The organism is Synechococcus sp. HIMB2401, assembly GCF_042883245.1.
GTDB lineage: Bacteria > Cyanobacteriota > Cyanobacteriia > PCC-6307 > Cyanobiaceae > Parasynechococcus.
Genome location: NZ_JBDJKK010000001.1, coordinates 709606 through 725847, shown reverse-complemented (window position 1 = coordinate 725847; position 16242 = coordinate 709606). Strand labels below are relative to the sequence as shown.

The 16242-nt window shown below is 56.8% G+C and carries 33 protein-coding genes; 11 read left to right on the top strand and 22 right to left on the bottom strand.

Annotated elements, in window-relative coordinates; translation table 11 throughout:
- Window positions 1-10 precede the first annotated feature (10 nt).
- From AAXE93_RS04505 to AAXE93_RS04485, 5 genes are all read right to left on the bottom strand, one after another.
- A complete protein-coding gene (locus AAXE93_RS04505; protein WP_390128449.1) occupies window positions 11-193 on the bottom strand; it encodes a hypothetical protein in 183 nt (60 codons plus the stop codon).
- A gap of 67 nt (window positions 194-260) precedes the next feature.
- Window positions 261-800 carry an AAA family ATPase gene (locus AAXE93_RS04500; protein WP_390128447.1) on the bottom strand — a complete coding sequence of 180 codons (540 nt, stop codon included), beginning with the start codon at window positions 798-800 and terminating at the stop codon, window positions 261-263.
- Window positions 793-1227, bottom strand: coding sequence for a nuclear transport factor 2 family protein (locus AAXE93_RS04495; protein ID WP_186515084.1), 435 nt, complete (start codon window positions 1225-1227; stop codon window positions 793-795). The genes AAXE93_RS04500 and AAXE93_RS04495 overlap by 8 nt, the downstream gene beginning before the upstream one ends.
- A 117-nt stretch (window positions 1228-1344) precedes the next feature.
- A complete protein-coding gene (locus AAXE93_RS04490) occupies window positions 1345-1470 on the bottom strand; it encodes a hypothetical protein (RefSeq protein ID WP_006850359.1) in 126 nt (41 codons plus the stop codon).
- 52 nt (window positions 1471-1522) lie between these two features.
- Window positions 1523-1792, bottom strand: coding sequence for a hypothetical protein (locus tag AAXE93_RS04485; protein ID WP_006850218.1), 270 nt, complete (start codon window positions 1790-1792; stop codon window positions 1523-1525).
- Window positions 1793-1889: 97 nt separating this feature from the next.
- Here AAXE93_RS04485 and AAXE93_RS04480 point away from each other — a divergent pair, with 97 nt between their 5' ends.
- Entirely contained in the window at window positions 1890-2120 is a 231-nt protein-coding gene (locus tag AAXE93_RS04480; protein WP_115008869.1) for a hypothetical protein, read from the top strand.
- On the opposite strand, the gene AAXE93_RS04475 is transcribed toward AAXE93_RS04480, so the two are convergent.
- Both AAXE93_RS04475 and AAXE93_RS04470 read right to left on the bottom strand, forming a co-directional pair.
- The gene (locus AAXE93_RS04475; protein WP_390128692.1) at window positions 2097-2846 is read right to left on the bottom strand and encodes a sulfite exporter TauE/SafE family protein; all 750 of its coding nucleotides are present in this window, start codon (window positions 2844-2846) and stop codon (window positions 2097-2099) included. The genes AAXE93_RS04480 and AAXE93_RS04475 overlap by 24 nt on opposite strands.
- Window positions 2847-2863: 17 nt before the next feature.
- The gene (locus tag AAXE93_RS04470; RefSeq protein WP_115132452.1) at window positions 2864-3361 is read right to left on the bottom strand and encodes a hypothetical protein; all 498 of its coding nucleotides are present in this window, start codon (window positions 3359-3361) and stop codon (window positions 2864-2866) included.
- Window positions 3362-3438: 77 nt separating this feature from the next.
- Between AAXE93_RS04470 and AAXE93_RS04465 the strand changes: the two genes are divergently transcribed.
- On the top strand, window positions 3439-3609 hold the full coding sequence (locus AAXE93_RS04465; protein ID WP_244272198.1) for a hypothetical protein: 171 nt from the start codon (window positions 3439-3441) through the stop codon (window positions 3607-3609).
- 147 nt (window positions 3610-3756) lie between these two features.
- Here AAXE93_RS04465 and AAXE93_RS04460 read toward each other — a convergent pair whose 3' ends face one another.
- Window positions 3757-3915 (bottom strand): hypothetical protein, encoded by a 159-nt coding sequence (locus AAXE93_RS04460; RefSeq protein ID WP_156915504.1) that lies wholly within the window; start codon window positions 3913-3915, stop codon window positions 3757-3759.
- A 187-nt stretch (window positions 3916-4102) separates the two neighbouring features.
- On the opposite strand from AAXE93_RS04460, the gene AAXE93_RS04455 reads away from it, so the two are divergent.
- The 3 genes from AAXE93_RS04455 to AAXE93_RS04445 all read left to right on the top strand — a co-directional run bounded on the left by AAXE93_RS04455 (window position 4103) and on the right by AAXE93_RS04445 (window position 5180).
- Window positions 4103-4321 carry a CP12 domain-containing protein gene (locus tag AAXE93_RS04455; protein ID WP_006852050.1) on the top strand — a complete coding sequence of 73 codons (219 nt, stop codon included), beginning with the start codon at window positions 4103-4105 and terminating at the stop codon, window positions 4319-4321.
- A 91-nt stretch (window positions 4322-4412) separates the two neighbouring features.
- Window positions 4413-4916, top strand: coding sequence for a DoxX family protein (locus AAXE93_RS04450; RefSeq protein WP_390128440.1), 504 nt, complete (start codon window positions 4413-4415; stop codon window positions 4914-4916).
- A 108-nt stretch (window positions 4917-5024) separates the two neighbouring features.
- Window positions 5025-5180: a hypothetical protein gene (locus tag AAXE93_RS04445; protein ID WP_006850963.1), complete on the top strand. Its 156-nt coding sequence runs from the start codon at window positions 5025-5027 to the stop codon at window positions 5178-5180.
- 481 nt (window positions 5181-5661) lie between these two features.
- Here AAXE93_RS04445 and AAXE93_RS04440 read toward each other — a convergent pair whose 3' ends face one another.
- Both AAXE93_RS04440 and AAXE93_RS04435 read right to left on the bottom strand, forming a co-directional pair.
- Complete coding sequence (locus tag AAXE93_RS04440) at window positions 5662-6282, bottom strand: hypothetical protein (protein WP_390128437.1); 621 nt, start codon at window positions 6280-6282, stop codon at window positions 5662-5664.
- Window positions 6283-6321: 39 nt separating this feature from the next.
- The gene (locus tag AAXE93_RS04435) at window positions 6322-6510 is read right to left on the bottom strand and encodes a hypothetical protein (protein WP_390128690.1); all 189 of its coding nucleotides are present in this window, start codon (window positions 6508-6510) and stop codon (window positions 6322-6324) included.
- Here AAXE93_RS04435 and AAXE93_RS04430 point away from each other — a divergent pair.
- Complete coding sequence (locus tag AAXE93_RS04430; RefSeq protein WP_390128700.1) at window positions 6449-6583, top strand: hypothetical protein; 135 nt, start codon at window positions 6449-6451, stop codon at window positions 6581-6583. The genes AAXE93_RS04435 and AAXE93_RS04430 overlap by 62 nt on opposite strands.
- A gap of 172 nt (window positions 6584-6755) precedes the next feature.
- On the opposite strand, the gene rpsU is transcribed toward AAXE93_RS04430, so the two are convergent.
- Complete coding sequence (rpsU, locus tag AAXE93_RS04425; RefSeq protein WP_009790002.1) at window positions 6756-6932, bottom strand: 30S ribosomal protein S21; 177 nt, start codon at window positions 6930-6932, stop codon at window positions 6756-6758.
- Between the two features lie 93 nt (window positions 6933-7025).
- Here rpsU and AAXE93_RS04420 point away from each other — a divergent pair, with 93 nt between their 5' ends.
- The gene (locus tag AAXE93_RS04420; protein ID WP_006851686.1) at window positions 7026-7259 is read left to right on the top strand and encodes a hypothetical protein; all 234 of its coding nucleotides are present in this window, start codon (window positions 7026-7028) and stop codon (window positions 7257-7259) included.
- A gap of 12 nt (window positions 7260-7271) precedes the next feature.
- Here the strand turns inward: AAXE93_RS04420 and AAXE93_RS04415 are convergent, their stop codons facing one another.
- The 3 genes from AAXE93_RS04415 to AAXE93_RS04405 all read right to left on the bottom strand — a co-directional run bounded on the left by AAXE93_RS04415 (window position 7272) and on the right by AAXE93_RS04405 (window position 9780).
- Window positions 7272-7589: a hypothetical protein gene (locus AAXE93_RS04415; protein ID WP_390128434.1), complete on the bottom strand. Its 318-nt coding sequence runs from the start codon at window positions 7587-7589 to the stop codon at window positions 7272-7274.
- A 313-nt stretch (window positions 7590-7902) separates the two neighbouring features.
- On the bottom strand, window positions 7903-8400 hold the full coding sequence (locus AAXE93_RS04410) for an early protein (E6) (RefSeq protein WP_115082102.1): 498 nt from the start codon (window positions 8398-8400) through the stop codon (window positions 7903-7905).
- A 3-nt stretch (window positions 8401-8403) separates the two neighbouring features.
- Window positions 8404-9780 carry a DUF2130 domain-containing protein gene (locus AAXE93_RS04405; protein ID WP_390128432.1) on the bottom strand — a complete coding sequence of 459 codons (1377 nt, stop codon included), beginning with the start codon at window positions 9778-9780 and terminating at the stop codon, window positions 8404-8406.
- 87 nt (window positions 9781-9867) lie between these two features.
- Between AAXE93_RS04405 and AAXE93_RS04400 the strand changes: the two genes are divergently transcribed.
- Entirely contained in the window at window positions 9868-10008 is a 141-nt protein-coding gene (locus tag AAXE93_RS04400; protein WP_170950994.1) for a hypothetical protein, read from the top strand.
- A 7-nt stretch (window positions 10009-10015) separates the two neighbouring features.
- Here AAXE93_RS04400 and AAXE93_RS04395 read toward each other — a convergent pair whose 3' ends face one another.
- The gene (locus tag AAXE93_RS04395; protein WP_115132458.1) at window positions 10016-10417 is read right to left on the bottom strand and encodes a DUF1499 domain-containing protein; all 402 of its coding nucleotides are present in this window, start codon (window positions 10415-10417) and stop codon (window positions 10016-10018) included.
- Window positions 10414-10569, bottom strand: a complete 156-nt coding sequence (locus tag AAXE93_RS04390) for a hypothetical protein (RefSeq protein WP_186515622.1) — start codon at window positions 10567-10569, stop codon at window positions 10414-10416. The genes AAXE93_RS04395 and AAXE93_RS04390 overlap by 4 nt, the downstream gene beginning before the upstream one ends.
- 52 nt (window positions 10570-10621) lie before the next feature.
- Here AAXE93_RS04390 and AAXE93_RS04385 point away from each other — a divergent pair, with 52 nt between their 5' ends.
- The gene (locus AAXE93_RS04385; protein ID WP_170951298.1) at window positions 10622-10798 is read left to right on the top strand and encodes a hypothetical protein; all 177 of its coding nucleotides are present in this window, start codon (window positions 10622-10624) and stop codon (window positions 10796-10798) included.
- Window positions 10799-10801: 3 nt separating this feature from the next.
- Here the strand turns inward: AAXE93_RS04385 and AAXE93_RS04380 are convergent, their stop codons facing one another.
- The 5 genes from AAXE93_RS04380 to AAXE93_RS04360 form a co-directional block, all read right to left on the bottom strand.
- Window positions 10802-10960: a hypothetical protein gene (locus AAXE93_RS04380; protein ID WP_170950585.1), complete on the bottom strand. Its 159-nt coding sequence runs from the start codon at window positions 10958-10960 to the stop codon at window positions 10802-10804.
- A 35-nt stretch (window positions 10961-10995) separates the two neighbouring features.
- Window positions 10996-11169, bottom strand: coding sequence for a hypothetical protein (locus AAXE93_RS04375; RefSeq protein WP_390128429.1), 174 nt, complete (start codon window positions 11167-11169; stop codon window positions 10996-10998).
- Window positions 11170-11664: 495 nt separating this feature from the next.
- Window positions 11665-11787: a hypothetical protein gene (locus tag AAXE93_RS04370; protein ID WP_390128427.1), complete on the bottom strand. Its 123-nt coding sequence runs from the start codon at window positions 11785-11787 to the stop codon at window positions 11665-11667.
- 56 nt (window positions 11788-11843) lie between these two features.
- Window positions 11844-13304 (bottom strand): glycosyl hydrolase family 57, encoded by a 1461-nt coding sequence (locus tag AAXE93_RS04365; protein WP_390128425.1) that lies wholly within the window; start codon window positions 13302-13304, stop codon window positions 11844-11846.
- Window positions 13305-13317: 13 nt separating this feature from the next.
- Window positions 13318-13659 carry a hypothetical protein gene (locus AAXE93_RS04360; RefSeq protein WP_390128423.1) on the bottom strand — a complete coding sequence of 114 codons (342 nt, stop codon included), beginning with the start codon at window positions 13657-13659 and terminating at the stop codon, window positions 13318-13320.
- A gap of 158 nt (window positions 13660-13817) precedes the next feature.
- On the opposite strand from AAXE93_RS04360, the gene AAXE93_RS04355 reads away from it, so the two are divergent.
- Window positions 13818-14156, top strand: a complete 339-nt coding sequence (locus AAXE93_RS04355; RefSeq protein ID WP_038555629.1) for a phenylpyruvate tautomerase MIF-related protein — start codon at window positions 13818-13820, stop codon at window positions 14154-14156.
- 225 nt (window positions 14157-14381) lie between these two features.
- Window positions 14382-15236: a sugar phosphate isomerase/epimerase gene (locus tag AAXE93_RS04350; protein ID WP_390128421.1), complete on the top strand. Its 855-nt coding sequence runs from the start codon at window positions 14382-14384 to the stop codon at window positions 15234-15236.
- Here the strand turns inward: AAXE93_RS04350 and AAXE93_RS04345 are convergent.
- A complete protein-coding gene (locus AAXE93_RS04345) occupies window positions 15158-16228 on the bottom strand; it encodes an aromatic ring-hydroxylating dioxygenase subunit alpha (RefSeq protein ID WP_390128420.1) in 1071 nt (356 codons plus the stop codon). The genes AAXE93_RS04350 and AAXE93_RS04345 overlap by 79 nt on opposite strands.
- Window positions 16229-16242 lie beyond the last annotated feature (14 nt).

Sequence of the window (16242 nt, the reverse complement as noted above, 5' to 3'; positions counted from 1 at the left end):
CTGCCTTCAATCAGGCCGTTGGCATGCGACAACCCAGTTGAATCGTGCCTTCGTCGATCAAACGGCCCAGCCGTTGGGCGACAGCCTCCTCAGTTCGTGTGAATTGATCCTGGCGGGCGGTCACCCACGCCATCTCACCGTTGGTGATCACGCCGGTGGACATGGCTTCGAGAAAGAGTTCGCCGAGTGTCATGACACTTGTGCCGTTGGGATCACGTTGATGGGACTCCGAAGGGGGTGCATGACCTGCTCACCTTTCTTCATGGCAAGGGGTCAAGGATGGTTTGGAGGGCCCGGTTGATCTGATCGCTGAGCTGGGAGCTGGCGGGATTGAGGCGGATCAAGCTTGCGAATCCTTCGCTGAGGTCGGGCCTGTTGGGGGGGCTGTTCAGGCTCAGGTGCATCTCTCGAATCACGGCCTCTGGAACGCACCGTTGGCGGCAGCGGTTCCAGACCAGGCACTGATTCAACGGTGTCTGCAACCACCAGCCGGTCCATGGCAGGTGCTGGGCCCCCATGCTTCGCTGCATCAATCCTTGGCGCCAGTTGAGTTGCGCATGGGTTGCATCCACCAGCACGTTGTCGCCATCGGCGATGGCGCGGTCGATGGCGCCATGCAGATGGGGTTCCACTTCAGACCAAGGGCCCTGCACATTCGCATCTCCCCACAGTTGTTCCCTCAGTACGTCATTGGCGATCACCCGTGCAGGGAGCAGCGGAGCGAGGATCGCCGCGAGGGTTGACTTGCCGCTGCCCGGGGGGCCGATCAACAGATGGCCCTGGGGCCGTGGTTCAGGCAACGAAGCGTTTGTAGAGCCAACGCACCAGTCCACCAATCACGGGCACTGGAGCAAACGTGGGGCCGACGAAATCGAAATAATCGCGGTGGTCTCCGATCTTTCCATCTGGATTGAAGCGGAGCCTGGTCGCCCCGGGGTAGATGAACTCAATCCCTTTGATCTTGAGGCCCATGCGCCATTCAACAAAGGCTGTTTCACCGTTCACCACTACCGATTCCGTTTCCAGGAACACGTCATCACAGCGCTGCATTAGACCATCTTGGGCAAGGATGTAGGCGTCAATGCCCTGCCGTTCCTGGGTTGGATCGGTGAAATGCACGTCACTGGCATAGACGGCTTTCCACTGCGCAGCTGTGGGGCCTGGCGTGCCGTAGGGCTTGGTGAACAGGGCACGAATCTGTTCTGCGTCCAGCGGAGGATGAAGCATGGGTGTTGTAATCAGAAGTCGGCGCCCACCTGAGCTGTCATGGTCTCGGCCCAGCTCACGCTTGGAACAAGGCCGAGGCCGAGAAGTCCAGCCGTGGCGAGGAATCGATGCATGGCGTCAGTTGAAAAACCCCTTGGACTGAAGCCAGAGGCCGATGGCGACCAAGGGCCCGAAGCCGGCGATCAACACCGTGATCTTGAGGCGCAGCGGTGACACTTGGGGTTTGGTCTCTCGAAGAGCCATAGCAAGGCACGAAGGCAAGTGAACCTAAACGCTGTGCTGCGTTCGTGCCTGTTCAGAGCTCGTACTCCTCTTCAAACTGCTCAATCAAGCCCTTGTAGAGCGCCAGAAGGCCCTCGGTCTCTTCGCAGAATCCGTCCGTTGTGTACTTCGCGATCAGATTCACCACGGCACTGCGGATTTGCGTGAAGGCGCCGAGGTACTCACCCTGGATGTCTTCATCGCGGATGTCGTTGATCAGCGCGCCCACCAGCTCAATCTTGCGCTTTGCAGCGGCCATCTCCGCTTCCATCTCTTTGTTGAGCTTGCGGCGTTTCTTCGGCATCCCCTCAACCGGTTCAATCAGCGACATTACGGGAGCCGCAGGCCTTCCTCGTTCGAGCGACTTCCCCTAGCGTCGGGTTCGTTCGACCCTTGGCCTTGTGAATCGGACCTTCCGCGGTGTTGCCTACGTGTCCGTCTGGGTGGTGATCTGGGGAACGGTGGCGTCCTTGATGGACTGGATGCTGCTGACAGGTGAGGTTTACGAAACGGCCAGCTCTGGTCAGGCGGTGACGTTCATCGCCTACGGGGCCGCAACAGTGGTGTTGGCCACGCGGTTTTCGGGGCGTTTCCTTGCAGACGCCGATTCAGAGGCTGCGGATCAGGAGTGATCCGCCCATCAGCAGCGCCAAGATCTCGAACGCTTGTTTGACCAGGCGGCTTCCTTTCACCAGGGAATAGTGGGCCCCCAGGAAGCCTCCGATCAGCGAACCCAGCACCAGCGGTGGAAGCCAGTCCCAACGGATTTCACCGCTCAAACCCAGCACCAGCGCCCCGGTGCCATTCCACCCCAGGCCCACCAGCACCAGGGTGTGAGCAACGGCTCTTGCGTAGCTCAGCCCAAACCAGCGCACCATCCACAGGGTGACGAACAACCCCGTGCCTGAGGTGAGGGAACCGTTGAGAACGCCAATGATGAACAGCCCGCAACTGCCAAGCCCAACGGTGCGGGCTGTCAGCCGGTAGGGCTGGTCTGTCGTCCCCAGATCCGGTTTCCGGGCCGAATAAACCCCCAGCCCAAGGGTCAGCAGCCCAAGGCTTGCTGTGGCCACTTGATCGGGCAGCGCAAGAACCATGCTGGCTCCCATAAACACACCTGGAAGACCGGCCGCCAACACCAGCGCTGAGCGTTTCAGATCAAGACTGCTGGCACGCCAATGACGCCCACTCGCTCCCAGCCCCAGCGCAACACTGGCCACCTTGTGGGTGGCCAATGCCATGGAGAAAGGAAGGCCTAGAAGGATGAGGGCGGGCAGTTGCACCAGTCCTGCTCCCCCTCCCGCCAGAGCCGAGAGGGCATTGGCGCCAATGGCGATGCCCAGCAGGGCGATTTGCATCAGCAGTTCGGACACACTCAATCTCGTGTCAGGAAGGCGATGGGAACTGAAAAGGTGATGATGCGGTGTGGATCCCCCGGAAGAATGGCAACGCAGGCCACTTCACGATCAGCGTGAGCCTCGCGGGACTGCACCACAAAGGCTGTGGCGTCTTCGATGCTCCACATCGGGGCATCACCACAACGGCGTTCATCCCTGTAGGCCTGCCAGACCTCGCAGAACGCCTCCCCATCCTCACCACTCTTCATTTCCGTCAACGCCTGTTCCAGACCCACGTCTTCGAACCGTTCGAACAGGCGCACCATCAACGGGTGGGCAATGGTGGATGAGGCCTTCAGGGTTGAGTTGATCGTGCCGATGGCACTCACCATCAGCTTTGGTTTGGAGCGTCGTGCATCGATCACCCCCACAGGCAGATTGAGATCCCAGCTTGGGTGTCCGCTGACGGCACAGGCCAGATCGAACAGCCCCAAGCTGCATTGCTTGATCAGGCTCTGAATGGTCTCTCGATCCATAGCTCAGTTCCGCGTGGCCCGATTCACCGTTTGCGTTCCAGTGTTGCCAGGATGGCCGTCGGTTGATGCCGCTGTGGATGTCCCTGGTTCAGATCTACCTTGATGCCGTCACCCACCAGGTGATCACCAGTGAAGAGCTTGCCTATGTGGCCGGCCATCAGGAGCAATTTGATCGAACCGAACGGAAACTCACTGCACGGCTTGAACAGTTGATTGGCGCAGGGAATATCAGTGTTGGAACGCGTTGATTATCCGAACAAAAAGCGTTGAAGCCGTTTCAGGAATTGGCGCAGTGGCTTTTTGTCACGGCTAAAAATCTGCCGCTCATCTGACAACATCGCGCGACTCACCCGATCTGCGCTTCTGATAGGCGGGAAAGCCTGTCCCGTCAACCTTCACGGCAGGGCAACCACCCCTGACCAACTCTGCAGAACGTCAGGTGCGCCTTGGGTCAGGGCGGCAACAGCACTGGCTGAGCCAATTCCGATTCCCACCACAACTCCTACGGCGAAGACAAGCAGCCCCGTCAGAACGCTGCGTTCGGAAAATTGCATCCACTCAACATCAGCCAACCCGACTTTCCTGCGGCCATCGTCCAACGGCCACTGTGGTGTCACAGGACGTGATGGGGCCCGGAGCGGATCTGTTGTGTGGTTTCGGCCACAAAGGTAGATCTACCGACTGATCGATCGGGGTGGTCTTCGCTAACAACCGAATGTCAGCCAGATGACAGTTTCAGTCATGAAAACGATTGACGAGCACATCCAGAAGGACCAGGAGGAGTTCCTTAAGGCCCTTTCTGAGCACAACGAAGGCAAGGTGCGTCATCTCACGGAGGAGCTGCAGTGGCTGTTGGATCACAAGAAGGAATTTCCTGATGATCCCCATGACCCCTCACCCCTTGAGCTGTTCTGCGAGCAGAACCCCGATGAGCCCGAGTGCCTGGTCTACGACGACTGAGTAGAAGTACCCATTCCTTGCTCCGCCCCGGCGCGAAGCCGCGTAACTACACGCAACTTATTTAAGTTGTGTGTAGTCGATGTGTTCTGTGGTGATTCGCGCCATTCTGACCCGCCCCATTGCTGGCGATCTCGGACTGCTCCTGCTTCGGGTTTTCACCGGCGCGCTGCTGATTCACCACGGTTACGAAAAGCTCGCCAATATCGAGAATTTTGCAGATGCATTCGTTCGCCCTCTGCATCTGCCCTTCCCGATCCTTCTCTCCTACGTCGCAGCGTTCTCGGAGGTGATCGGCAGCTGGCTGTTGATTACTGGCTTGCTGACGCGGATGGGAGCCTTGGCAGTCGCCGGGACCATCTCCGTCGCCATTTATCACGCCATCGTCACAGCGGGCTTCAACATCTATCTGTTGGAGCTTCTTGGCCTTTATTTCGCGGCTGCCGTGGCCGTTCTCGCCTGTGGCCCAGGTGTCTTTTCCATTGACGAGCTCATCGCCCGCCGCCTTGAGCCCGACATGCAGTTTTCCGCTGCGGAAGACACGGGTTTCGCCGCTGGCGAAGCTGCTGTTCTGGAAGAAGCCGTGGCCAGCCGCTGAACACCAGCGTGATCAGATTCAAAAGCCCCGCCATTGCGGGGCTTTTTTCATGGCTGGCGACGGTATGGGCGAAAGACGCGTCAGAATCATCGAAGTTGGATCAACGCGATGAAAGAGGTCAGCCTGCTCGAGATGATTGGCCGTTCTCTGGCAAAGGTTGCAGCAGGCGCTGGTGTTGCAGCAGTGCTGATTTGGCTCACCTACGTGATGCTTGATGTTGGTCATATGCAGTCGGGCTTCACCCTGCCCCAATCCAGTTACTGAGCTCAGATGCAGTGGAATGATCTTGAATCTCCGGTTCTGATCATTGCTTCGTTGTTGATTGTTCTGCAGGTTTGTTGGATTGGAGCTGTGCTTCGGCGCAACCAACGCAGGCGCCTGAGGGAACCCCTCAGTGCCACAGCATTTCAACGCGAACTCCAGCGGATTTTCTCAAGAGCGAACGGACTTTCCTGAGCCATGAAGCAACTTCCAGGTCAACAGAGCAGAACCCTGCCGCGATGGCTGAAGACGTTCATGGCAGGTGCAATCATCGTGATTGCCACCATTTGGCTGGTGTCGTTGCTCCCCTTTCTGCTTCTCGCAGCCTTGGTGCTTTCAATCGCGCTCATCCCAATCACCCGTCGGCTGAGACGGGAGATGGAAGAGGCTGGGTTCAGTGTTGATGAACCCAGGTCGAATGTTCAGCGCCCTGATCTCAACATCACCCCCTGGCACCGACAGATTCGCAATCTCTGGAGAGACTTCAGCTCTTGAACAGGTCGTTAGCCATTGAGCGATAACGACCAAGAGAACTGCCTGCGCGACGAGACTTTGTGGGCACACTTTGTCCCGGCAACAGGTTCAACGGAGCGAAATTCACCAACGTCAGCTCTGGGCGCTGCGGCTGTTCGGCTGCCAGCAATTCGGCAATGGCTTCTGCTGTGGTTTGTGCGGGAGCTGCGCTCTCCGAAACAGCTTCGGTGGTCTCCACCGGCTCGGTCATGAGAGATGTTTTGGCCTTGGAGGTGCCGAGGGGCCACAGAAAAACCAGACTCAGCAAAAGAGCAACGGCAGCCGTGAGGGTGCCGGTGAGTCCAAAGGCCAAACCCTGAAAATTCCACAGCAACCCGGAACTCGCCATGCCGAAGGTGCCGAGGATTGCCAGCATCAGGCCGAGGAAGGATGCCTGTGGTGCCTTGAATTTGAGCGGCTGGCTGGCTTCAGGGACTTCAACGGGTGAAAGTCGTGGTTCAGGCCGAAGCAGAACAAAGCTGATTCCCAGCAGAACCAATGCCGTAACCGTGCTGCCAAGCCCCAGAGTGCGGCCCTGAAAATTCCAAAGCAAACCACCGCCGGCAAGACCTGAAACTCCGAGGGTTGCCAATGCAAGTCCGCTCAAAAAAGGAAGACGATTGCGCATGGCTCAGTTGCTCCGGTTTTGCATAGCGGCGTAAGCAACGGCTCCGCCAGTGATCACAGTGAGGAGGCCTGTGGTGAGTAAGAAGCTCACCAACATGGCGAATCCAAGAACAGATCCCAGGAGGGACATCTTGATTCGCAGCAATTTCGACTTCATCAACAACACCAACAGCAAGACCACGGTGGTCTTCAAGCCAGCGATTTTTGCCGCACTGATCGGGCAAAAAGGATTGATCAACACCATTGGCTGGTCTTGGTCTTCTTAAGCATTTATGAAGTCTGGCGAAAACCAGAGCGCACCGTGAAAAGAGCACCGAGAAGAGGGCACGGTGAAGAGGGCACCGTGGCGTGACGTGGCGACCTGATCCGCTTTGAGCGACGGATGGGCACAAAAAAACGGGCCCGAGGGCCCGTTTGCAGCTGACGTGTCGTGCGAGCTCAGCGACGACGGTTGCGTGAACGCTGCTTCAGCTTGCGCTTGTATTTCTCAACGGGGGTCTCGTGGTGACGGATCCGACGCAGATCAGAAAAGATGCCGGCTTTGGCGACGGAGCGCTTGAAGCGACGCAACGCGGATTCAATACCTTCGTTTTCGCCGACAGTGACCTGACTCATCCGTTCCCCGAAAGAGAGCAATAAACAACAACTTTACCAGCCGCCCTCTACCCCATCCCCCACTACCTGCCCAGGGTGGGATGGGTCTCTTGCATGACGCTTGTTGAAGAGATCGTGGCGCGTCCCGGCTTCTGCTTTGGGATGGGTCCATCACTCCGGCAGGCCCCTGTCTTGACCCTCACGCACTGCCCCCTGTGCATTGGTCTGGCTGTTCTTTCGGCCGTTCGATTTATGGCCCACTGCGTGATGGCCGTTCAGCTCGAACGCAGCACGGCAGGGGAGTCAACCCATCCCGCCATGCTGCTGGGCACTCTGTTTGAGCTCTAAAGCAGTTCCGCCTCAGGGATCGCTGGGATCAACCAGCTGCAGATAGGCCGTATCGGCGTTCTGCAGGGCTACATCATCGTGATGAGCGTCAACGCTGTAGATGAGTTGAAGCAGGCGGCCGCGATCCATGCCACGGTCGGCCACGTCTTTCCAGAGGCGTGAGCTGAGCTCCGCATCACGCCATTTGAGCTGGGCATTGACCAGTGCCCGCGTCATCGCGATGTAGCTCTGCCGGTCGTTGCGCAGCCGGTCTTCGGAGAAGCTGTGTTGAGTTGCCGGCTTGAGCAGATTGCGAATCGTCTGTGAGGCCGCCTTCAGCACCTTTGGCATCGTCGTTGTCCGACTCAGTTCAGTCTGATTCGGTCGTCTGGGCTGACAACGGAGTCAAATGCCTATACCTGGATCAGAAATGAGTATTTGAACTCACTCCAGCGGGACGGTAGTGCTGATGACTTTTTGTAAAGTCAAGCCCGTTAAGGTTAGTTAGTAGTTTTTAAGCCCGTGGAAATACTTGTGATGGCGGCCGTATTTGTGCCCTTTTCTGCCCTCGTGATGAATGCATTTTCCGGTGATTCGGAAGACGATTTCGATTTCCTCTGAATGGAAGCCAAGCTCCTGGCGATGATGGCCTTTGGTGCCGCTGTTATGACCCTTTGGGCTTGGTTGATGGCGAATTTGCCGCGGATGGGGTCTGACCGGAGCAAGCCTGACAACCGCCGTTGATGCGGTAAGGCGCGAGGTGTCCACGCAGGCAAGTTGTGCCGCGGAAGAAGAGTTTTTGTCCCAGTTCTCGTGCGTGAGCATCGGTGAGTGGCAGGGAAAGCCAGCGATCAGGCACTTGACCCTTCAGCTGTGATCTGGCTTCCAGCGCTGCTTGGCGGCGTTGTTTTTCCTCCCGATCGTTTTTGCGATAAACCCCTTCAATTTGAAGTTCGCGGGAACAGGTTTCACAGGCATTCACGGTGGGCTTGCGGCGTGCCGTGTTCAGCGACAACTTGTCGCTGGGAACTTCCCGCTCGGCCCCGCAGCTGCAGCGGCACCACCAAAAAGCGTTTCCTGCTTTGGTTCGCCGTTCGGATGCGCGCACCACGGTGAGTTTGCCGTAAACCTCGCCAATGCGGTTGCGTGGACTGGAGGGCATGGCTCAGGCCGATTTCTGATCAGGAGCGTTGTTCAAGTCAGCAAACTTGGCTGCCATCGTTGGATTGCGTCGGGTCAACTTTTTAACGGTCACATCCTGTGCCTTGTCATTGGCAAGCCTCAGGTTTCGATCAGCACCCATCAGTGCATCCTTGGTTTTTTGGAGGTGATCGATCGACTTATCGATTTCATCGATTGCCGTTTGGAAGCGTCTGGAGGCGAGGTCGTAGTTGCGTGAGAAGGCTGTTTTGAAGGTTTCGAGGTCGTTCTCGAAACTGGTGACATCAATGTTCTGTGCCTTCACCAGAGCTAGTTCAGCCTTGTATTCCAGAGACTTCATGGCTGCATTGCGGAGCAATGTGATGAATGGAATAAAGAATTGTGGGCGAATGATGTAGGTCTTCGGGAAGCGATGAGACACATCAACAATGCCTGAATTGTAAAGCTCGTTTTCAGGCTCCAGCAGGGAGACGAGCACCGCATACTCGCAATTTTTTTCGTTTCTATCTTTATTTAGCTCTTTGAGAAAGTCTTCGTTTTTCTTTTTGGTGGCCGTTGTATCAGCCTCATTTTTCATCTCAAACATGATCGAGATGATTTCGTTATTGTGGTCGTCCTGGTCGCGGAAGATGTAGTCACCCTTGCTTCCACTGCGCGCGTCGTTGTCTTTATCGAAATAGGCCTTTGGGAAAGCCGCTGCACGAATCCTGTTGAATTCGGTTTCGCAGTGTTGCTCAAGGGTTTCTCCCACCATTTTGGTGGAAAGCCGCGCCTTCATGTCGCGCAAGCGTTCAATGGCCTGATCCCGATCACTGAGCTGGGCTTCGTAACGATCTTTCAGTGATTGAGATTCCAGTTGATGCTTCAGTTCCGCTTCCTTCAAGCCGCTTTGAAGTGCATCGCGTTGCTTCTCCACGGAACTGACCGCTTCATTCACGGCCAGCTGGCGCTGCATGGCTCCAGCCTGGAGCTTCGCCTGCAAATCCCTCACTTCACTGTCTTTTTGTAGCGTCATCGCCTGCATTTCTTTGGCGAATTTGGTTTCAGCCAGGCGTAGTTCTGTGGCCTGCTGCTCACGAATCTGCTGGAGTTCAGCGGCAATGCGATCACGCTGCTTCTCCGCTTTGTTCACGGCATCTTTAATCGCCAGTTCCTGATGGATTTCACTTTGCTTGAGTTGGGCCTCAAGCGTTTGCATTTCCCTGTCTTTTTTGGCAACGGCCAACTCGATGGCATTGCGTTTGTCCTGTTCGGCGAGGGCCAGTCGCTTGTTCAGTTGCTGTTCAAATTCATGATCCCTCACCTGTTTGAGGATGTCGGCATACCCGGCCTCATCCACCTTGAAGGCGGTATTGCAGTGAGGGCAAATGATGTCGTGCATGTCTGACGATTTGTGTTGAACGTTCGCGCTACGTGCTGGGATTTTATCCGGCTCTGGCTAATACGAGATCAGCCCACGGTTCATGCCATGCCTGATTGGATCGATCCACGTTCGCTGCTCGACACGGTGATCATCTTGAGCATCGTGGCCTTGGCCGCCATCGGATTCGTGGTTGGCATCAAGGAAATGATCACCGATCTGAGCAAACTGCGTCGCGCCAAGGTTTAAGCGGCCTTCAGCTTTCCAGTCCCGACCGCAGCGCCGCCAATCGTGCGGCGTTCACACCAAGATCCGAGTCGCCGAGACGCGACTCGGACCGTGCCTGGATCCGTTTGTTGTCGCGATCAGCGAACAGCTCCAAGTCATCCACAAAGCCAAAGAAAGCGCTGCTGGCCTCGGCATGTAGGTAGGTCTCGGTTTGATCAATCACAACCGTCCTCGGCGACTCCTGCACCAACCCACTCAGCTTGCTGAAGTCCGCCATCGGGTCGGAGCTCGCCCAGGTTTGGCTGGAACAGTGAGCTGTTGTCGGGCAGTCGCGCAACGCCCCGTTGCTCACGCCGAGATCCGCAGGGACGGGGCCAGAAAGATGGAAGAGCATCAACACGGGGGCCAGTAGGCCGGCAAGGAAGGTCACTGGTCTCTGCGGGAACGACCGCCCCAGTTCAGCATCCAAAGCCAGATGCCGAACAGGGTTCCAACTGGTAAGGCGATCACCACCAACTGGCTGATCACGAACTGGCGCACCTCAGGATCCACGGTTGCACTGGTGAGGGGACATGCAGGCAACAGGCAAGACTCGCGTCCCGTTCGCCATCATGGAGCGCATTGCTGGGCAACGATGACGAATCCGGGTTGGATTGTGCTCGCATGGTTGGTGGTGGCGCTGGCGTCTGCCCTCAAGTTTTGGTCGATCACGCGCCCCTACCGCGACAAAACAGCTCTTTCCCGTGGGCAAACCGTTGACGAAGCACGTCAGCGCTTGGAACGACGCTGGCGAAACGACAGCAAAGTGTGATGCTTATTTTTCGGCGATCACCCAGGCCGTGGCAGCTCTCTGACGCACATAGAGATCTGCGAGTTCCCGTGCCAGAGCTTTCAACTGGTCAAGATCGTCGGTTTCGTTGATGGACCGCTTGATCGCTTCAGCTTCGAACTGCTGAGGCAAGCTCAGGTTCATGACTTCCAAGCATGTCAACCAACTGTAACGAAGCGTTATTTCTTGTGTGGGCTGGCTGCTGCCCGTGAGCGGGCAATCTCCTGCTGCCAAGCCAGAAGCAGATCTTTGCTGATCTCCTGAAGCTGTTTCACGTCAGTCATTGAATTGATATCGCGACTGCGTTGTTCAATGTCGAATAGTTGGCCAAGTGTCAGAGCGATGGGCTCCATGGTGACGTCGGCAGGATCAGTTCAAAGTATTGACTAGATCCTGCGTTGTCGTAACAACGGGTACGTTTTATCCCTGCTGTGTGCTGTTCCGTACTTGGTCTGGATGAAAGAACATTAACCCTCGTTCTTGCCATCCTGATGTGAAGCAAGCGCCGGTCGCTAAATGTTGACATCGAAGGCGATGCCTTTGTGCATTGCTTATATTTTGAGGGTGATGCAGGTAGAGCTTTGGACGGTTCTGGACAAAATCTCGAGCGCCGTTATCACCTTGAAGTTTGGAGGGAAACGGTTTACTGGATGCAAGCGCGATGTAGCGACCTGCAGGAGCTCGATCGCGAGGGCGATGCCGCTTCGATTTATATGGAATTTCGCCTAAAGGGGATCGGCTGACTCGAAATCAATTCTGGGATTCAGCGACGGGCAGGGAAACAGCCACCAGCAGGGCAATTCCTATTTCCGTGGCAGCGATCAGCAGTTCTGTAACGATTCCCATGCTCAATTGCGGTTCTCGTCGATGGGTGGCATGTCACTGGGACGCATCAGGGCAAACACCACAGCAGCCGTCAACACGGTGCCAATGCCCACCATGGCGATGATTGCAGTTGTGTAATCACCCATCAGGTGCCTCCAGCTCTCATCACGTTACACGAATGTAACGCTCTGTAAAGCATCTCTCAGCTGGTTGGAGTCGTTGCCGTTCTCTGATTCAGCAGCTCCTCTCCCCGGCGATGGATCTCCTGGGCATAGTCGGTCCAGGTTCCTTGACCCCAGTAGCGAAAACAACTGGTTTCCAGCAGCAGCACATGCAGCAACGCTTCCTGATAAGCCCGGGTCCCGGTGGTGGTGGGGTCTGCGGCGACTGAGCGGTCGAACAGCGCATGAAACTGAGCGCTGAGTTGATTCATCGGGCCCAGCACATTGGCGTAACCCTCAACCCAGCTCAGGTCGTTAGTCCAGGACGCACCCTCCATGCTGAAGCTGGTGTCGTCAGCCCTCAGTTTGCTGATGGTCTCTTCCATCGCTTCAGCTGAGGCGTTGTTATCAAGCTCTTGCCAAAGGCGGTGTTGTTGTACCGCCTGGATGGTGGGGAAGTGGTGGCGATTCACGCCCTTGCGCTCCAGGGCCTCAAGGTATTCACTGCCGTTGATGGCCACGGTGCCGTTGGGGTTGTCACGGATGTGGCGATTGGCCTGCCGGAACGCTTCTGGGAATTCATTCATCATCACCCCACCGTTTTCTCCGTCGGCGATCTGGCTCACCAGAGATGGCAGCGCAACGTCACCAAGACGTTGCCGTTCGCAACCCAATGCCTCGTAATAAGGCTGCATCTGGCCCACAAGTTTGGTGTCAGATCCCTGGGTTTTAATCAGTGCCGTCATGCTGATCTCCTCGCCTCGACTGTTCCTGGCGAGAAGTTGATTGGGAATGAAGCATTGGCTTCGCGGCAGTGGACTGCCGTCCATGCGTTCAACGCTGTGCTCCTGCACCAGAAGCCACTGATATCCAGCTTCTTTGAGGGCTTTGATGAATTCGAACAGGGTGTCGGGATGGTTGGGTAAAGCCATCTCCGGCGGTGAGAACCCCTTCACTCGCTCCAGGGCAGCGCTGCCAAAACAGGCCGCGAACTGCTGTTGCCAGGCGCTGATTTGCAGTTTCAGGTCTGGGATGGGTGTGGATGGAGCCACGGCATGGCTCCAGAAGGTTCCGAGCCACTCCACATGTCCCTGCATCAAAGGGTCACAGGCGAGGTAGTGGAGTGCATCGCCAATGTCGCCGCGCCCCATCTGCTCGATTCCCCAGAGCAGATTGCCCGAATAGTCGAGCATGATTCTTGGGTTGCAGCCTTCGTTGATCAGTTCAGGCAGCAGGTCGGCAAGACGCCGATAGCAGTGGGCGAATGGCTCTGCGTTGTGGTTGTCACCCTCGTTGGGGTGATCGAGCATGTATTGAAGATGGGAGATCAACCTGTTGTTCGCCCCCGCCGGCACCGTTGGTTGGTGCATGTGAAGAGCACAGGCAAATCCGGAACGCAGTTGTTCAAGATCGATCGCGCTGTTGTCCCACACGTGACGCGGGGTCAGCATCACAGCGGCGATGTCCGCTTCTCGTCCGCTGATCGGGGGACAGCCTGTCATTGCACTCCGCTTGTTATGACCAGCCGGCACGCGGTGTTTGGCGCAGCATGCCTTCCCAATGATCACGCCAGGTGTGCTGATCGCCAATGCCAGCCAACAGTTCAACCTCAGCAGGGGCCTGATCCAGCCGATGCCTCCAGCGGCTGATGTCTTCGGCTTGATCGAGCCAGGTGCTCATCACGTCGTGACGAATCGCCTCCCCATCCCAGTGGTGCTGGTCGGCCATGTTTTGCGACCAGTGCATCAATTCATCAAGGCTCAGTGGCCTGAATCCCATGATTGTGAGACCTGTGATCTGCTCGAGTTCAAAGCGACGCAGAACGTCTCCAAGGCCAAAGAAGTGAAGAAGGATCATTGAGCTGATCACTTTTGCGTGAAATTTATGAGCCTTTCTTTGTTCGAATTGTTCAGGTTGATGCTCTTTGCTTTTGGAAATATTTCAATTAGATCAACATTCAGGGCTTGGCACTCATGGCTTGAGAGTGCCAAGCTTCTCCCAGCATTCTTGAGCCGATGCCTCTGATCAATGTGCGCACGTCGCTTCCAGCACTGAAAGACGGATCGGCTTTGTTGCAGGAGCTTTCGTCTGAGTTGGCCAATCAGACGGGCAAGCCGGAGGCTTACGTGATGACGCTTCTGGAGACAGGCGTTCCGATGACCTTCGCCGGCAGTCATGAGCCATGTGCCTATGTCGAGGTGAAATCGATCGGTGCGCTGCGTCCGCCTGCGATGACAGCTGCGTTCTGTGAGCTGATTCAGGCGAGGACGGGAATCCCCGCCAACCGTGTGTACATCGGGTTTGAGGATGTGCAGGCCAGCTGCTGGGGATGGAACGGCAACACCTTTGGCTGATGCTCTCCCATACTGAGGCCGAGATCGCGCTCTGGTGGTGACAAGCTCTCCTCCCGGCACTCCGGGCAACCCACGTCAAACCACGTTGATCGCATCGTTGCGTGAAAGGTTTCGCTTGGCGGAACAGAACCGTGATGCCAAGGCGAAGCAGGCTCTCTTCCGCGAAGCGATCTATCTCGGCATTCAGCCGCAGGTGTTTACGGAAATCCATTGATCAGCCCCAGGTTGCTGCTGTTCAAAACACTGTGGGGCTGGACTGGCTCCCTTGAACAGGCCTGCTCCTCCGCTGAATGCGAGCACTTTGATGGCCTTGAGGTGAACCTCGATCACCCTTGTCTTAAGGCTCTTCAGCCTGAAGGGATCCGTCGCTGCCTCTCCGATGCAAAACAGCATCTGATTGTTGAAATTGTTACCGGGGGGGATTACACCCCCGATCTCAACTGCTCTCCATCGCAGCATCTTGATCAAGTTCATCGCGGCTTGGAGCGAGCCATGGCGCTGGCCCCGCTCAAGATCACTCTGATCACCGGCAGCGATAGCTGGCAAGAAGTCGAGCAGCATCGTTTCCTCGACAGACTTCTGGACAAAATTGATGCGTGTTCGATTCCGGTGACGCTCGAGACGCATCGCAGTCGTTCTCTCTTCGACCCATGGCGCATGCCCGCCTGGCTGGCCCGCCATCCACGGCTTCGGCTCACAGCGGATCTCAGTCACTGGTGTGCGGTATCGGAACGGTTAATGACACCTGAACTGCCCCCCATTCAGGCAGTGGCCGCTCGGGTTGATCACATTCATGCCCGCATCGGCCATGCTCAGGGGCCCTCCGTCAGCCACCCTTTTGCACCGGAATGGGCTGAGGCCCTCGAGAGCCATCGCCGCTGTTGGCAGTTGTTTCTCGATCAGAGCGCGAGGCCCGAATGGCCGATCACGATGACGCCTGAGTTTGGCCCCGATGGCTACATGCCGCTTCAGCCATTCACAGCTGCACCCCTTGCGGATGTTCAGCTGCTCAATGCAGAGATGGCCTCATGGCTGCGTTCCTCAATGCTGTTTCCTGCTGATCCCAACCGTTCTCGGTAAAGACCCTGCCAATGCAGGATCCTTCGTTCCAGCTGATGCGGAGGCCCTGGCTGGAAATCCTCTTGATATCCGTATTGGACTGATTCAACCAAAGCCTTGTCTTCGTCCAGAAAGGTGAGCATGTCCCTCAGCCAGGCGTCGGCTGTGGCTGCATCCATGGCGTCGCTGCCTGCAAACAAGTGCAATTGCATCGTGCAGCGGTCGGGTCGTTCGGGCATGAATTCCAGCCATGCCAACCGCCCGTCTGGCCAGACCAGCAGATGGCTCCATGGCGGCAGCCCGAAGGTGAGGAATCGACCCCCGTCCGGGTGGGGTGTCTCCAGAAGGTTGTTGTGTTGGCTGAAGCGATGGAGGTAATCCCTCACAGGCCCTTGTTCGCGGTGCAGCGTTGTCGGATGGGCAATGGCGACGTGGTAGTCGTCAAGTGTGTTGTCGTGGGCAATCTTCCAATTGCAGGCCAGGCTGCTTCGGCTCTGTCGCAGCAGGGTGGATGCAGTGTTCCAGGCTGCTCCGGCTTCGGTATGAACCAGCTGCAGCTGCTCCTCGAGCGTTAGAGCTTGATCGCTGAAAGCGATCCAGATCAGTGGGCCATCGATGCGGCAGGCAAGCTCTTGCAACCCCCATCCCTGGCGGTCAAAGTCCTGCTCAAAATCGGCTTCACGCGCCGCGGCCAGCAGCTCTCCGCGCAGGTTGTAGGTCCAGCCGTGATAAGGACAGACCAGGCGTCGACAGGACTGCCCCGTTCCTCCGCCTTGCCGAAATGCAACACCGCGATGGGGACAGCGGTTGCGAAAAGCACGGGGATGCTCTCCAGTGGGCCAGGTGAGCAGAAGTGGCTGATCCAGCATGGTGATGGCCAGCACCTCTCCCGGTTGGAGATGGTTGATTGGTGCAACCGGATGCCAGTAGTGGTTCGCATAGGTGTGGATGTCCCATTGATGCATCGCGTCGCCGCGGTACAGCGATGCAGGAAGGAACGTCTGATTCAACACGGCTTCACTTAAGA

Bases quoted from the DNA above. Each gene is read 5' to 3' on its own strand.
- AAXE93_RS04400 (WP_170950994.1), top strand. From the start codon at position 9,868: ATGCCTGATTGGATCGATCCACGTTCGCTGCTCGACACGGTGATCATC.
- AAXE93_RS04380 (WP_170950585.1), bottom strand. From the start codon at position 10,960: ATGAACCTGAGCTTGCCTCAGCAGTTCGAAGCTGAAGCGATCAAGCGG.
- AAXE93_RS04420 (WP_006851686.1), top strand. From the start codon at position 7,026: ATGACGCTTGTTGAAGAGATCGTGGCGCGTCCCGGCTTCTGCTTTGGG.
- AAXE93_RS04470 (WP_115132452.1), bottom strand. From the start codon at position 3,361: ATGGATCGAGAGACCATTCAGAGCCTGATCAAGCAATGCAGCTTGGGG.
- AAXE93_RS04415 (WP_390128434.1), bottom strand. From the start codon at position 7,589: ATGCCAAAGGTGCTGAAGGCGGCCTCACAGACGATTCGCAATCTGCTC.
- AAXE93_RS04490 (WP_006850359.1), bottom strand. From the start codon at position 1,470: ATGGCTCTTCGAGAGACCAAACCCCAAGTGTCACCGCTGCGCCTCAAG.
- AAXE93_RS04355 (WP_038555629.1), top strand. From the start codon at position 13,818: ATGCCTCTGATCAATGTGCGCACGTCGCTTCCAGCACTGAAAGACGGA.
- AAXE93_RS04460 (WP_156915504.1), bottom strand. From the start codon at position 3,915: ATGCAATTTTCCGAACGCAGCGTTCTGACGGGGCTGCTTGTCTTCGCC.
- AAXE93_RS04385 (WP_170951298.1), top strand. From the start codon at position 10,622: ATGACGAATCCGGGTTGGATTGTGCTCGCATGGTTGGTGGTGGCGCTG.
- AAXE93_RS04405 (WP_390128432.1), bottom strand. From the start codon at position 9,780: ATGCACGACATCATTTGCCCTCACTGCAATACCGCCTTCAAGGTGGAT.
- AAXE93_RS04370 (WP_390128427.1), bottom strand. From the start codon at position 11,787: ATGGGTGATTACACAACTGCAATCATCGCCATGGTGGGCATTGGCACC.
- AAXE93_RS04410 (WP_115082102.1), bottom strand. From the start codon at position 8,400: ATGCCCTCCAGTCCACGCAACCGCATTGGCGAGGTTTACGGCAAACTC.
- AAXE93_RS04455 (WP_006852050.1), top strand. From the start codon at position 4,103: ATGAAAACGATTGACGAGCACATCCAGAAGGACCAGGAGGAGTTCCTT.
- rpsU (WP_009790002.1), bottom strand. From the start codon at position 6,932: ATGAGTCAGGTCACTGTCGGCGAAAACGAAGGTATTGAATCCGCGTTG.
- AAXE93_RS04505 (WP_390128449.1), bottom strand. From the start codon at position 193: ATGACACTCGGCGAACTCTTTCTCGAAGCCATGTCCACCGGCGTGATC.
- AAXE93_RS04360 (WP_390128423.1), bottom strand. From the start codon at position 13,659: ATGATCCTTCTTCACTTCTTTGGCCTTGGAGACGTTCTGCGTCGCTTT.
- AAXE93_RS04465 (WP_244272198.1), top strand. From the start codon at position 3,439: ATGTCCCTGGTTCAGATCTACCTTGATGCCGTCACCCACCAGGTGATC.
- AAXE93_RS04365 (WP_390128425.1), bottom strand. From the start codon at position 13,304: ATGACAGGCTGTCCCCCGATCAGCGGACGAGAAGCGGACATCGCCGCT.
- AAXE93_RS04485 (WP_006850218.1), bottom strand. From the start codon at position 1,792: ATGCCGAAGAAACGCCGCAAGCTCAACAAAGAGATGGAAGCGGAGATG.
- AAXE93_RS04445 (WP_006850963.1), top strand. From the start codon at position 5,025: ATGAAAGAGGTCAGCCTGCTCGAGATGATTGGCCGTTCTCTGGCAAAG.
- AAXE93_RS04475 (WP_390128692.1), bottom strand. From the start codon at position 2,846: ATGCAAATCGCCCTGCTGGGCATCGCCATTGGCGCCAATGCCCTCTCG.
- AAXE93_RS04375 (WP_390128429.1), bottom strand. From the start codon at position 11,169: ATGGAGCCCATCGCTCTGACACTTGGCCAACTATTCGACATTGAACAA.
- AAXE93_RS04495 (WP_186515084.1), bottom strand. From the start codon at position 1,227: ATGCTTCATCCTCCGCTGGACGCAGAACAGATTCGTGCCCTGTTCACC.